This is a genomic window from Halomonas sp. E14 (assembly GCF_052568415.1).
Window position 1 is genome coordinate 1 of the sequence record NZ_CP199423.1, and the last position, 14,078, is coordinate 14,078.

At 64.8% G+C, this 14,078-nt stretch carries 10 protein-coding genes; 6 read left to right on the top strand and 4 right to left on the bottom strand.

Annotation, left to right across the window (positions count from 1 at the left end):
- The 4 genes from dnaA to gyrB form a co-directional block, all read left to right on the top strand.
- A partial coding sequence (gene dnaA, locus ACT7B3_RS00005) for a chromosomal replication initiator protein DnaA (RefSeq protein ID WP_445156432.1) occupies nucleotides 1-1,470 on the top strand: 1,470 nt, incomplete at its 5' end.
- 68 nt (nucleotides 1,471-1,538) lie between these two features.
- Entirely contained in the window at nucleotides 1,539-2,642 is a 1,104-nt protein-coding gene (dnaN, locus tag ACT7B3_RS00010; protein ID WP_444678877.1) for a DNA polymerase III subunit beta, read from the top strand.
- Between the two features lie 61 nt (nucleotides 2,643-2,703).
- Complete coding sequence (gene recF, locus ACT7B3_RS00015; protein WP_445156433.1) at nucleotides 2,704-3,828, top strand: DNA replication/repair protein RecF; 1,125 nt, start codon at nucleotides 2,704-2,706, stop codon at nucleotides 3,826-3,828.
- Nucleotides 3,829-3,831: 3 nt separating this feature from the next.
- A complete protein-coding gene (gene gyrB, locus ACT7B3_RS00020) occupies nucleotides 3,832-6,252 on the top strand; it encodes a DNA topoisomerase (ATP-hydrolyzing) subunit B (RefSeq protein WP_445156434.1) in 2,421 nt (806 codons plus the stop codon).
- A 121-nt stretch (nucleotides 6,253-6,373) separates the two neighbouring features.
- Here gyrB and gmhB read toward each other — a convergent pair whose 3' ends face one another.
- The 3 genes from gmhB to glyQ form a co-directional block, all read right to left on the bottom strand.
- Nucleotides 6,374-6,934 carry a D-glycero-beta-D-manno-heptose 1,7-bisphosphate 7-phosphatase gene (gene gmhB, locus ACT7B3_RS00025; RefSeq protein ID WP_445158816.1) on the bottom strand — a complete coding sequence of 187 codons (561 nt, stop codon included), beginning with the start codon at nucleotides 6,932-6,934 and terminating at the stop codon, nucleotides 6,374-6,376.
- A gap of 143 nt (nucleotides 6,935-7,077) precedes the next feature.
- Nucleotides 7,078-9,144, bottom strand: coding sequence for a glycine--tRNA ligase subunit beta (gene glyS / locus ACT7B3_RS00030; RefSeq protein ID WP_445156435.1), 2,067 nt, complete (start codon nucleotides 9,142-9,144; stop codon nucleotides 7,078-7,080).
- Entirely contained in the window at nucleotides 9,144-10,157 is a 1,014-nt protein-coding gene (glyQ, locus tag ACT7B3_RS00035) for a glycine--tRNA ligase subunit alpha (RefSeq protein WP_445156436.1), read from the bottom strand. Before glyQ ends, glyS begins: the two co-directional genes overlap by 1 nt.
- A 98-nt stretch (nucleotides 10,158-10,255) precedes the next feature.
- Between glyQ and rfaD the strand changes: the two genes are divergently transcribed.
- Both rfaD and waaF read left to right on the top strand, forming a co-directional pair.
- A complete protein-coding gene (rfaD, locus tag ACT7B3_RS00040) occupies nucleotides 10,256-11,221 on the top strand; it encodes an ADP-glyceromanno-heptose 6-epimerase (RefSeq protein WP_445156437.1) in 966 nt (321 codons plus the stop codon).
- Nucleotides 11,218-12,264, top strand: a complete 1,047-nt coding sequence (gene waaF / locus ACT7B3_RS00045) for a lipopolysaccharide heptosyltransferase II (protein ID WP_445156438.1) — start codon at nucleotides 11,218-11,220, stop codon at nucleotides 12,262-12,264. The genes rfaD and waaF overlap by 4 nt, the downstream gene beginning before the upstream one ends.
- A 7-nt stretch (nucleotides 12,265-12,271) precedes the next feature.
- Here waaF and ACT7B3_RS00050 read toward each other — a convergent pair whose 3' ends face one another.
- Complete coding sequence (locus ACT7B3_RS00050) at nucleotides 12,272-13,945, bottom strand: sulfatase-like hydrolase/transferase (protein WP_445156439.1); 1,674 nt, start codon at nucleotides 13,943-13,945, stop codon at nucleotides 12,272-12,274.
- Nucleotides 13,946-14,078 lie beyond the last annotated feature (133 nt).

A 14,078-nucleotide genomic window follows, 5' to 3' on the forward strand; every position in this document is an offset into this window, starting at 1 on the left:
GTGTCGCTTGCTCTCTGGCAACAGTGCCTGGACTATCTGCAGGACGAGCTGAATGCACAGCAGTTCAACACCTGGATTCGACCGCTGCAGGCGGAAGAGGGCGAGGCCAACGAACTGCATCTGCTGGCCCCCAACCGCTTCGTACGGGACTGGGTAGGGGACAAGTATGTCAAGAGAATCAACGAGCTGCTGCGCGAATTGGCGCCGGCTAAACCTCCCCGCGTGATCCTTTCCGTTGGCAGCCGCCGCGCCGTGGCGCCCAAGCCTCAGCCGCGCGAGCTCGGTGCGCCGGTCTCCGCCAGCCCCCGCTCGCCGCTGGCGCCCGCGGTTCAGGTGCCGCCCCGCGGGGATATCGGCGACGAGCGCGAGATCGATCAGCTGCGTGAGGAAGCCGGTGGTCGCCGGGGCGGCGGTGAGCGGGAAGTGCAGGTCGAAGGCAGCCTGAAGCACAGCAGTGGCCTCAATCCCGCCTTCACCTTCGAAACCTTCGTCGAGGGCAAGTCGAATCAGCTGGCCCGTGCGGCTTCCCGTCAGGTCTCCGAGAACCCGGGCGGCGCCTACAACCCGCTGTTTCTGTACGGCGGCGTTGGGTTGGGCAAGACCCACCTGATGCACGCAGTCGGCAATGCGCTGGCCGGGCGGCGCGAGAACGCCCGTGTGGTCTACCTGCACTCCGAGCGCTTCGTGGCCGACATGGTCAAGGCGCTGCAGCTCAATGCGATCAACGACTTCAAGCGCTTCTATCGCAGCGTCGATGCGCTGCTGATCGACGACATCCAGTTCTTCGCCGGCAAGGAGCGCTCCCAGGAGGAGTTCTTCCATACCTTCAATGCTCTGCTCGAGGGTGGGCAGCAAATGATTCTGACCTCCGACCGCTATCCGAAGGAGATCAGCGGCGTGGAGGAGCGGCTCAAGTCGCGCTTCGGCTGGGGGCTGACGGTGGCCATCGAGCCGCCAGAGCTCGAGACCCGCGTGGCCATCCTGATGAAGAAGGCCGACCAGGCGAAGGTGGATCTCCCCCATGATGCGGCCTTCTTCATCGCGCAGAAGATTCGTTCCAACGTGCGTGAGCTGGAGGGAGCGCTGAAGAAGGTCATCGCTGACTCGCACTTCATGGGCAAGCCGATCACCCAGGACTTCATTCGCGAATCGCTCAAGGATTTGCTAGCGCTGCAAGACAAGCAGGTGGGAGTCGACAACATTCAGCGCACCGTGGCCGAGTACTACAAGATCAAGCTGTCGGACCTGCTTTCGAAGCGTCGCTCACGCTCGGTGGCGCGACCGCGACAGGTGGCCATGGCGCTGGCCAAGGAGCTGACCAACCACAGCCTGCCCGAGATTGGTGACGCCTTCGGCGGCCGCGACCATACTACAGTGCTGCATGCCTGTCGTAAGGTGCAGGCCTTGCAGGAAGAGAGCGCGGACATCCGCGAGGACTACAAGAACCTGCTCCGGCTGCTGACCAGCTGAGCGGAGGGGTTCGCCGCCCATGACGCCAACGCCCGACCCCTTTCTACAGGACTAGACGTGGAGCCGAGATGAGATTTTCCATAACCCGCGAGGCCCTGCTCAAGCCGCTGACCCTGGTAGCCGGCGTGGTGGAGCGTCGCCAGACCCTACCAGTGCTGTCCAACGTGCTGATCCAGGTGGATCACGAGCAGGTGGCGCTGACCGGTACGGACCTCGAGGTGGAGCTGGTCGGCAGGACGGCCGCCTCGCAGGTAGACGTTCCCGGGGCCGTGACGGTGCCGGCACGCAAGCTGATGGATATCTGCAAGTCGTTGCCCGATCAGGCGGAGCTGCAGTTCAGCCTGGAGGACGGGCGTGCCGTGCTGCGCAGCGGCCGCTCCCGTTTCACCCTGTCGACGCTGCCGGTAGCCGAGTTTCCCAATATCGAGGACAGCCCCGGCGATGTGGAACTCAGCCTGCCGCGCGGGACCCTCAAGCACCTGATCGATGCGACCTCCTTCGCCATGGCGCAGCAGGACGTACGCTACTACCTCAACGGCATGCTGCTCGAGCTCCGGACCAACCTGGTGCGCACCGTGGCCACCGATGGCCATCGGCTGGCGGTCTGTTCCCGCCCGGCCGAGATCCAGGTGGAGCCGGCACGCAAACTGATCGTGCCGCGCAAGGGCGTGCTTGAGCTGGTGCGCCTGCTTGACGACAGTGACGAGCCGGTCACTCTGACCCTGAGCGCCAGCCATGTGCGAGCGCATACCGGCGATTTCACCTTCACCTCGAAGCTGGTCGATGGCAAGTTCCCCGACTACGAGCGCGTGATACCGCGAGGCGGCGACAAGGTATTCATCGCCGAGCGCGCTGAACTGCGCCAGGTGCTCTCGCGTACCTCCATTCTCTCCAACGAGAAGTACCGCGGTGTTAGGCTGCACCTGAAGGAGGGCAACCTTCAGGTGATGGCCAACAATCCGGAGCAGGAAGAAGCCGAGGAGAACGTAACGGTCGAATATGGTGGTGATGCGTTGGAGATAGGTTTCAACGTTGGCTATCTCATCGATGTGCTTAACGTGCTGGATGAAGATCGCGTGCAGATGACGCTCGCCGATTCCAACAGCAGTGCGCTGTTGGAAGAGCCGGGCGGGGGTGATGCGCTGTATGTGGTCATGCCCATGCGCCTCTAGCCTCTTGGGCGGCGCTGACGGGGCGACCCTGGCTCCACGGCGCTTGCTCATGGCCCGATGAATGTTGATTAAGCAATTAAAAATCAATGGTTTGAGAAATCTCGGGGCGGTGGCTGTCGAGCCATCGCCTGGTGTCAATCTCATTGTCGGCGCCAACGGCAGCGGCAAGACGAGTCTTCTCGAAGCCATCCATCTGCTCGGCATGGGGCGCTCCTTTCGCACTCGCCAGCTCAAGCACGCGATCGCTCACCATGCCTCTTACCTGACGCTCTTTGCCCGGCTCGGCGTCGACCCCCCTGCCACGATCGGCCTGCGACGCACTCGGGATGCCGCCGAACTCGAAATCCGCATGAACGGCGAGCGTATCGACCGCCTGGCCCGCCTGATCGAGGCCTTGCCGCTTCAGGTCGTCAACCCCGATGCCTTTCGCTTGTTGGAGGGGCCGCCAGCGGGGCGGCGTGAGTTTCTGGACTGGGGTGTGTTTCACGTGAAACACGACTTCTACGAAGCCTGGCGGCGCACGCGGCTGGCCCTCAAACATCGGAACGCCCTGCTCAGGCATGATAGAATGGACGCCAAATCGCTGGCTGCCTGGGAGCGCGAGCTGGCGCACTGGGGCGAGGTGGTGGATCGCATGCGGCAGGCGTGGGTGGCCGATTTTGCCCCCGTGTTCGAGGAAACCTTGAATCAGCTCGTGGTGCTGCCTTCGCTCAGCTTGCGCTACTCGCGGGGCTGGGACAGTCGGCGCACGCTGGGCGAAGTGCTCGAACAGTCGCGCCTCACCGACAAGCAGATGGGATTCACCCAGGTTGGGCCGCAGCGCTGCGATTTGCGGCTGCGTGTCGGCGGCGTGCCGGCGGTAGAAGTGCTCTCACGGGGCCAGCAGAAGCTGGTGGTTAGTGCCCTGAAGCTGGCCCAGGGTAAGCTGCTGGAGCAGAAGACGGGTCGCTCCTGCCTCTATCTGGTGGACGACCTTCCGGCCGAGCTGGATCCCGCTCACCGCCTCGCCTTCTGCCGCCTGCTGGAAGCGATGCAGTGCCAGGCATTCATTACCAGTGTCGAACACGAAGCCCTGTCCGGCGCATGGCTACCCAGTACCTCCGTCGCCATGTTTCACGTGAAACAGGACAGCCAAGGCCTGGGGCAGCTAGTGCCGCAGGCACCGTTAGACTTCATCACGGAGTAGTCAATGAGCGAACAGGCTTACGACTCATCGAGCATCAAGGTTCTCAAGGGACTGGATGCCGTACGCAAGCGTCCTGGCATGTACATCGGCGACACCGACGACGGCACGGGGCTTCACCACATGGTGTTCGAGTTGGTGGACAACTCCATCGATGAGGCGCTGGCCGGTTACTGCAGCGAGATCCGGGTGGTCATTCATCCGGACGAGTCAATCACCGTCAGTGACAATGGCCGCGGCATCCCCACCGATATTCATGAAGAGGAGGGGGTGTCGGCCGCCGAAGTCATCATGACGGTGCTGCACGCCGGGGGCAAATTTGATGATAACTCCTACAAGGTCTCGGGTGGGCTGCACGGCGTCGGCGTTTCGGTCGTCAACGCGCTATCCGAAGAGCTCAGGCTGACCATTTGGCGGGCAGGCCAAGTCTACGAGCAGATCTATCGGCACGGTGTGCCCGATGCGCCGCTCGGCGTGGTCGGCAAGTCGGAGAAGACAGGTACCCGGGTGCATTTCCGGCCTTCGCCCGAGACCTTTGCCAATATCGAATTCCACTATGACATCCTGGCCAAACGCCTGCGTGAACTTTCGTTCCTCAATTCTGGCGTGGCGATTCGGTTGGTTGATGAACGCAGCGGCAAGGAAGAGCTGTTCCACTACGAAGGCGGCCTCAAGGCCTTCGTCAACCACCTCAATAGCAACAAGACCGTGCTCAACCCGGTCTTTCACTTCGAGGCCGAGCGTGAAGACGGCGTCGTGGTCGAGGTGGCGATGCAGTGGAGCGACTCCTTTGCCGAGAATATTTTCTGTTATACCAACAACATACCGCAGCGCGACGGGGGCACGCACCTGGCCGGCTTCCGTGCCGCGCTGACGCGTACCCTTAACGGGTACATCGAGTCAGAAGGGCTGCTCAAGAAGTCCAAGGTGGCCACCTCGGGTGACGACGCTCGTGAAGGGCTCACGGCGATCATCTCGGTGAAGGTGCCTGATCCGAAGTTTTCTTCCCAGACCAAGGACAAGCTGGTCTCCTCCGAGGTGAAGACAGCCGTCGAGCAGGAGATGGGCCGCCTGTTCTCGGACTACCTGATCGAAAATCCCAACGATGCCAAATCCATCGTCAACAAGATGCTGGATGCGGCGCGGGCGCGCGAAGCAGCGCGCAAGGCGCGTGACATGACACGCCGCAAGGGGGCGCTGGATATCGCCGGGCTGCCGGGCAAGCTGGCCGACTGCCAGGAGAAGGACCCCAGCCTCTCCGAGCTGTTCCTCGTCGAGGGTGACTCGGCAGGTGGCAGCGCCAAGCAGGGGCGCGACCGTCGTACGCAGGCGATCCTTCCGCTCAAGGGCAAGATTCTCAACGTCGAAAAAGCACGCTTCGACAAGATGCTTTCGTCCGCCGAGGTGGGCACCCTGATCACTGCGCTGGGGTGTGGCATCGGGCGCGAGGAGTTCAACCCCGACAAGCTGCGTTATCACTCGATAATCATCATGACCGACGCCGACGTCGACGGTTCGCACATCCGTACGCTGCTGCTGACCTTCTTCTTCCGCCAGATGTCGCAGCTGATTGAGCGCGGACATGTCTTCATTGCCCAACCGCCGCTGTACAAGATCAAGCGTGGCAAGCAGGAAACCTACCTCAAGGACGAGCAGGCGCTGGTCGATTACCTGACGACCACGGCGATGGATGGCGCCAGGCTCTACGTCAATCCGGACGCGCCGCCGGTGACCGGCACCCAGCTCGAGGCGCTGGTCGGGCAGTATCGCGACGTGATGAAGCGCATCGACCGTCTGTCGCGAGTCTATCCCATCGAGGTGTTGCGCAAGGTGGTGCATGCCGCGCGCCTGGAAGGAGAGGCGAGCCTGAAGGATCGTCTCACCATGCAGAACTGGCTTGCTTACCTGCAGCAGGAAATGGACTCCCTTGTCGCCTATGAGGGCGGTCCACGCTATACCTTCCGCCTGGAAGAGGACCGCGAGCGCGAGCTGTTCCTGCCGGCGGTGACGCTGACGGCGCATGGCGTGAGCACCGACTACGTTTGGGGCATCGACTTCTTCACCAGCGCTGACTACCGCGCCATGGCCGCGCTGGGCCAGACGCTTGAAGGCCTACTTGAAGAGGGGGCCTACGTGGCCCGCGGCGAACGCAAGAAACCGGTGGCAACGTTCTACCAGGCGCTTGAATGGCTGATGGGTGAGGCTCAGCGCGGCCTGTCCGTGCAGCGCTACAAGGGTCTGGGCGAGATGAATCCCGATCAGCTATGGGAGACCACCATGGACCCGGAAACTCGCCGCCTGCTGCGGGTGACCATCGAAGACGCCGTGGCCGCCGACATGATGTTCAACACCCTGATGGGCGACGAGGTGGAGCCGCGCCGAGCGTTCATCGAGAGCAATGCGCTGGTGGCCAACCTGGACGTTTGATCGGTTTGTTTCACGTGAAACATCGCTGCCTGGCAAGACACGGCCGACCCCGAAAGGGGTCGGCTTTTTTCTAATGGCGGGTGCCAAGCCTGGGTTGGTCCGTTCGGATGGTGCTAGGCGCTCAAGCCTGTGTCTGGTGCAGCAGCCAGTCGACGAAGGCGGCCAGGTCGTCGAAAACCAAGGCATGCTCCAGGCCGATGCCCTTGGCTTCCGTGCGGCTGCCCTTGCCGGTGCGTACCAGCACCGAACGGCAGCCCATGCGCTCGCCCGCCTGCAGGTCCCGCAGGCTGTCCCCGACCATCCAACTGCCTGACAGCGTGTCGAGCCGCAGTGCTTCCCTGACCTGTTCCAGCAGGCCCGGCAGCGGCTTGCGACAGTCGCATCCGTCGTCGGGGCCGTGCGGGCAGTAGGCGATGTGCGCGATGCACCCCCCCGCCTCGCTGACGAGCCGATGAAGCTCACCGTGCATTTCGGCCAGCGTGGCTTCGTCGTAGTAGCCCCGGGAGATGCCTGATTGATTCGTTGCCACGGCGACGGTCCAGCCGGCTTGTGACAGCCTGGCGATGGCTTGGATGGCGGTGGGGTAGGGCACCCACTCCCCGAGGGTCTTGATGTAGGCGTCGGAATCGTGATTGATCACGCCGTCGCGATCGAGGATGACGAGACGAGAGGCAGCGGGCATCGGCACACCAACTAGTGAAGTATGCATGAAGTGTTTCACGTGAAACATGAGGTGCCAAGGCCGGTGACATGGTTTCACGTGAAACATGGGAAAAGGAAAAGCCGGCCGAGTTGCCTCGGCCGGCTTTAGCTCAGGAGCAAGGCCTACTGTTGAAGCAGCGCGATATCGGCCACTTCCAGGAACAGGGCCTGAAGCCCGGCCAGCAGCGCCAGGCGGTTGCGACGGGTGGCTGCGTCCTCGGCCATGACCATGACGTCATCGAAGAAGGTGTCCACCGGCGAGCGCAGCCCGGCCAATACGTCCAGCGCCTCGCGATAGCGCCCTTCAGCGAATAGCGGCATCACCTGGCCACGGCTGGCTTCGATGGCATCGAACAGGGCCTGCTCGGCCGGTTCATGCAGGTGGGCGGTGTCGACCTGACTTGCCACCTCGTCGGCCTGCTTGGTCAGGATGTTGGAGACCCGCTTGTTGGCAGCCGCCAAGGCCGCGGCTTCCTCGCGCTGGGTGAAGGCATGTACGGCACGAAGACGGCGGGCAAAGTCGAGCGGGCGGGTCACGGGGCGCGCCCGTACCGCCAGGTAGACCTCGGCCGGAATGCCTTCGTCGGCCGCCCAGGCACGGAAGCGGTCGAGCATGTAGGCCAGCACTTCCTGCACCAGGTCCTCGGCGTAGGGCAGCTCCTGGTGCTGCGCCGCTGCCAGTTCGAGCAGCTCGCGCAGGTCGAGGTCCAGCTCGCCCTTGATCATGATGTTGAGCACGCCGATGGCGGCACGACGCAGGGCGAAGGGGTCCTTGGTGCCGGTGGGCCGCTGACCGAGGCCGAAGATGCCGGTCAGGGTGTCGAGGCGGTCGGCCAGCGCCAGCGCTTGGCCGGTGTGCGAGGCGGGGATCTGGTCGCTGGCGAAGCGGGGCAGGTACTGCTCCTCCAGCGCTTGGGCCACCTCGCTGGGCTCGCCGTCATGGGTGGCATAGTAGCGGCCCATGATGCCCTGCAGCTCGGGGAACTCGAGCACCATCTCGGTGACCAGGTCACACTTGGCCAGCTCGGCGGCACGCCGTGCCTGGGCCACGTCGCCGCCGATGCGGCCGGCGATGAAGGCGGCCACGGCGGCGCTGCGGTGGGCCTTGTCGGCCAGGGTGCCAAGCTGCTGCTGGAACACCACGTTGGCCAGGCCGGGGATGCGTGCCGCCAGCGGCTGCTTGCGGTCGGTGTCGTAGAAGAAGGCGGCGTCGGCCAGGCGGGGGCGAATGACCTTCTCGTTGCCTTCGATGACCTGCTGCGGATCCTGGCTGTCGATATTGGCGATGGTGATGAACTGAGGCTTCAGCCGGCCCTGTTCGTCGATCAGGTGAAAATACTTCTGGTTGGCCTTCATCGACGAGATCAGGCACTCCGCAGGTACCTCGAGGAAGCGCTCGTCGAAGGTGCCCGACAGCGCCACCGGCCATTCCACCAAGCCGCTCACCTCGCTGAGCAGCGCCTCGTCGATCACCGCCTGGGCCTCCTGGACCTCGGCCTCGGCCAGCACCTGCTCGCGGATGCGCTCACGGCGGCGCTGGCGATCAGCCAATACCCAGGCTTGCTCCAGTGCGGCCAGGTAATCGTCGGCATGGGCCAGATCGAAGGGCTGCGGGGCGTGGAAGCGGTGGCCGCGTGTGGCACGGCCCGCCTCGAGCCCCAGCACCTTAGCCGGGACCACCTCGTTGCCATAGAGCATCACCAGCCAATGCACGGGGCGGGAGAATTCGATGCGTGAGGCGCCCCAGCGCATGTTCTTCGGTACCGGCAGGGCGGCGATGGCCTTGTCGACGATGGCCGGCAGCAGGCGGGTGGTGGCCTCTCCCTGCTGCTGCTCGCGGTAGCCGAGCCAGGTGCCCTTGTCGGTCTCCAGGTGGATCAGGTCGTTCACCTCCACGCCGCACGAGCGGGCGAAGCCCTCGGCGGCCTTGGTTGGCTGGCCGTCCTTGTAGGCGGCGGCAAGCGCCGGGCCGCGGCGTTCGATTTCACGGTCGGGCTGCTTGTCGGCCAGTTCGGCTACCTGAACCGCCAGGCGGCGCGGCGTGGCATAGGCGCGCACGGCACCAAAGGCGATCTCGGCCTCGGTCAGGCCGCGGCGAATGCCCTCGGCCAAGGCATCGGCCAGGGCGTCGATGGCACCCGGCGGCAGCTCCTCGACGCCTAGCTCGATCAAGAGGGTATTGGCAGCCATCAGGTGTCTCCCTGTTCGGTGGCGGTCTCTTTGGCCAGCAGTTCCTGGCGCAGGGTCTCGGGGGCCAGCGGGAAGCCCGCGGCCTTGCGCGAGGCGTAATAGGCATGGGCCACGTCGCGGGCCAGGGTGCGTACGCGCAAGATGAAGCGCTGCCGTTCGGTCACCGAGATGGCGTGCCGGGCATCCAGCAGGTTGAAGGTATGTGAGGCCTTGAGCACCTGCTCATAGGCCGGCAGCGGCAGGCCCGCCTCGAGGAGCTTGTTGCACTCACGCTCCTGATGGTCGAAGGCGTTGAACAGCTCCGGCACAGCGGCATGTTCAAAATTGTAGGCCGACTGCTCGCGCTCATTCTGCAGGTAGACGTCGCCGTAGGTGACCTTCGAGCCGTCCGGTGCGATGGCCCAGACCAGGTCATAGACGCTGTCGACGTTCTGCAGGTACATGGCGATGCGCTCGAGGCCATAGGTGAGCTCACCGGTGACGGGGTAGCACTCCAGGCCGCCGGCCTGCTGGAAATAGGTGAACTGGGTCACCTCCATGCCGTTGAGCCAGATTTCCCAGCCCAGGCCCCAGGCACCCAGGGTGGGAGATTCCCAGTTGTCTTCGACGAAGCGAATGTCATGCACCAGCGGGTCGATGCCGAGGTGTTCGAGCGAGCCCAGGTAGAGCGCCTGCAGGTCGGCGGGGGAGGGCTTCATCACCACCTGGAACTGATAGTAGTGCTGCAGGCGGTTGGGGTTCTCACCGTAGCGGCCGTCGGTGGGGCGACGTGACGGCTGCACGTAGGCGGCGTTCCAGCTCTCAGGCCCGATGGCACGCAGGAAGGTAGCGGGGTGGAAGGTGCCGGCACCGACCTCCATGTCGAGGGGCTGAAGCACCACGCAGCCTTGCTCGGCCCAGTATTGCTGCAGGGCGAGAATCAGGCCCTGGAAGGTGGACACGTCTGTCGTCGACCCGGAGGAGGTCGACGTGGGTGTCGAGAGCGTCTGCGACGGGTTTGACGAGAGAGTCATTGCGATGCACCGTTGGCCATGAATTCACAGGGCGTCAAGTATACAATCACAGGCACATCGGTTATAGGCGCAGCGCTGCGCCCCCAGTGAGGTTCACAATGATCGTAGTGACAGGCGGTGCCGGCTTCGTCGGCGCGAATCTGGTCAAGGCCCTCAACGAACGTGGGCGGCACGACGTGCTGGTCGTCGACGACCTGCGCGACGGCACCAAGTTCGTCAACCTGGCGGATTGCACCCTGGGCGATTATCTCGACAAGGACGACTTCCGCGCTCGCGTCGAGGCGGTGCTGCGCGGCGAACCTTCGCGTCTGCCGCCGATCGAGGCGATCTTCCATGAGGGCGCCTGTTCGGATACCACTGAGTGGAACGGGCGCTTCATGCTCGACAACAACTTCGAGTACTCGAAGGTGCTGCTACATTTCTGCCAGCAGCAGGGCATTCCGTTGCTCTACGCCTCGTCGGCGGCGACCTACGGCGGCAGCGAGGTGTTCTGCGAGGAGCCCGAGTACGAGAAACCGCTCAATGTCTACGGCTACTCCAAGCTGCTGTTCGACCAGTACGTGCGCCAGCGCTGGGATCAGCTGACCAGCCAAGTGGTGGGGTTCCGCTACTTCAACGTCTACGGCCCGCGCGAGCAGCATAAGGGCAAGATGGCCAGCGTGGCCTATCACAACCATACCCAGGTCTCGGCGGGGCAGGACCTCAAGCTGTTCGGTGCCTGGGACGGCTACGAAGCAGGGATGCAGAGCCGCGACTTCGTCTATGTCGGCGACGTGGTCGACGTCAACCTGTGGTTCCTCGACCATCCCGACAGGTCGGGCATCTTTAACCTCGGTACCGGTCGCGCCGAGCCGTTCAAGGCCATCGGCGAGGCGGTGATCGACTTCCACGGCCGCGGGCGCATCGAATACATCGACTTCCCCGACGAGCTCAAGGGGCGCTACCAGAGCTATACCCGGGCCGATATCTCGCGCCTGCGCGAGGCGGGCTACGACCGTGAGTTCCGCACCGTAGCCGAAGGGGTGCGCGCCTACCTCGCGTGGCTGAACGGGACGCGGGGATGAGTCAGGCCTCTGCGCCGGCGCCCCGTTTTCTTGTCGTTGGCCCCTCCTGGGTTGGCGACATGGTCATGGCCCAGAGCCTATTCATCACCTTGAAGCAACGCTGGCCGGGGTGCCGTATCGGCGTGGTCGCGCCGGGCTGGTCGCAGCCGATTCTTGAGCGCATGAACGAGGTCGACGAGGTGGCTACGCTGGACGTCGGCCACGGTGAATTCGGCTGGGGCAGTCGCCGTACCCTGGCGCGGTCGCTGCGTGGCCGCTTCGATACCGCCATCGTGCTGCCGCGCTCGTGGAAATCGGCGCTGGTGCCGCTGCTTGCTCGCATCCCTCGGCGAATCGGCTTCACCGGCGAGCAGCGCTATGGGCTGCTCAATGATCGCCGCGAGCTCGACAAGACGGTGCTCGACCAGACCGTCAAGCGCTTCGTGGCGCTGGGGCTCGACGCTGGCGAGGCGCAGCGCGGCGACGTCGCCATTCCCCGGCCGCACCTGCGGGTCGATGCCGACAACCTCGCTGCGCTGCGCGTGCGGCTGGGGCTGTCCTCACGCCCCGCCATCGGCATGATGCCGGGCGCCGAATACGGCCCGGCCAAGCAGTGGCCGCTGCCGCACTTTCGTGAGCTGGCCGGGCGCCTCACCGCGGAGGGCTTCGAGGTACGTGTGCTGGGTGGGCCCAAGGACGTCGAGGCTGGTGCCGCCATCGCCGAGGGGCAGGCGCAGGTGCACAACCTGTGCGGGCAGACGCGCCTGGCCGATGCGGTCGATCTACTCGCTGATTGCCGGCAGGTGGTAACCAACGACTCTGGACTGATGCACGTGGCCGCGGCGGTAGGCACCCGCGTTCACGCGCTTTACGGCTCGTCATCACCAGCCTATACGCCGCCGCTGACCGACAAGGCCGAGATTCACTACCTGGGCCTTGGCTGCTCGCCCTGTTTCGAACGCACCTGCCCGCTGGGGCACACCAACTGCCTGGTGCAGCTCTCGCCCCAGCGCGTGCTGGCCGCGCTGCTCGGTGCCGGTGAGGCGGTGATCGCACGCGGCTGACGGTTGTTCACTGGACGTTGGCGGGGCGCTCTCCGGTGGCGTCGGTGGGCGTTTCCACCACCTGAGCGTGCTCCTCGGTGACGGGCTGAGGCTGCGGGGCGAGGCCTTCCCAGAGGCGCTCTTGCAGGGCGGTCTCCTCGCGCATACGCACGTTGATCTCGGTCTTGCTATAGGCCTCCAGCAGCGTCGGCTCGCCGGAGAGCAGCGAGACCCCAAGCCCGGCCCGGTGCCAGTCGATGGTGAAGCCCATGGCCTCGAGCACGGTGGGAAAGACATCCACCATTGAGGCTTCGCGGCTCTCGCGTCCCACGGGAATCCCCGGCCCCAGCAGCATGAAGGTGTTGTCGCGCTCGCCCTGAATCAGCTGCTCCCAGGCCGAGACGCGCATGGTCAGGTGATCGCTGGCCACCACCACGACGGTGTTGTCGAGCAGCCCCTCGGCCTCGGCCCGTGCCAGGAAATCACGCGCCAGCCAGGCCGAGCACTCCACGGAGTAGAGGATATCGATGCCATCGGACTCCCCCTGGCGATCGACGCAGGCCTGGGCCGGGTAACCGCGGGGCGCGTGGCCCGCGATGGTCAGGTTGACCAGCCCCCAAGGGCCTTCCTCGGCGTTGAGGCGGCGCAGCTCCTCGAGGCTGAAGTCGTAAAGCGAATCATCGTAGAGGCCCCAATTGTTGACGTAGCTGGGATCCTCCAGCCGCGGCAGGAGCTCCTCGCGGCCGAGCACGGTGTCGAAGCCGTGCCCCTCGTAGAACAGCCCCTTGCCGGCAAAGGCGGTGCTGGCGCCGCCCAGGTAGCTGAGCCGGTAGCCCTGTGCCGAGAGCAGGTCGCCCAGGCAGTCGACGCCGGGCACCACCTTGTCCAGCGGCGTGAACTGGCGGTCGTGCAGCAGCCCGGCCGGCATCAGCGGCGTGCCGCACTGGCTGGCAATCATGCCGGCCATGGTCCAGCCGGTGTTGTCGATCTGCCGGACCCCTTCGAAGACCAGGCCCTGCTCGCCGATGGCGTCCAGGTCGGCATAGGCGTCGCCAAAGCGATCGCGGTCGGCGTAGGTGCGCTCGATGCTTTCCAGGTACATCAGCAGCAGGTTCGGTGGTGTCTCCGGTGCGTCGAGAATGATCGGCGTGACGTACTGGCGGCTGAGCCAGGCGCCGTCATCGGTGACGATAGCCGCCCCGCGCTGGGTGACACCGTAGAGCAGCGGGTTGCTGACCAGCAGCAGCAGGGCGAGGAACGGCTCGATCCTGCGCCAGCGCACGTCATGGCGGATCAGCCAGGTGATGCCGGACAGCAGCCCGAGCATGGCGCAGGTGTAGAGCACGGCGGCGCCGATGCGGCTGATGCCGCCGTGATCGGTCATGCCGGCCTGCAGGTGGAAAAACACCGCCCCGAGATCGACGATGCCGAAACTCTCGGCCAGGTAGACGTAGAGCCCCCACAGCGCGACGGGCAGCACCGAGAAGGGCCAGCGACGGCGGGTCACGGCGGGCCGGTCGGTGGCACTTGCGCCCCACTTCAGCCAGGCGCCCAGCGCCACCCAGGCGGCGGCTACCGGCAGCAGGCCCCACTGGGGCAGCCGGGTCAGCACGGCAAGGGCATAGCCCAGGCATAGCCCGATAACGGTCAGCGCCCACCAGCGCGGGTGTTTCAAGGTATCAAAGGGTAACGAGATCGACATGGTCCTGGCACTGGCATGAGTTCAGCCATCAGCTTAACAAGCTGGGCAGGTTTTGCCTCACCGCCATGCCTGGCGGGTGGCCGCGGGGCGGTTTGCCGCCATCGGGGCGGCGACAGTACACTGAGGCGCCCTG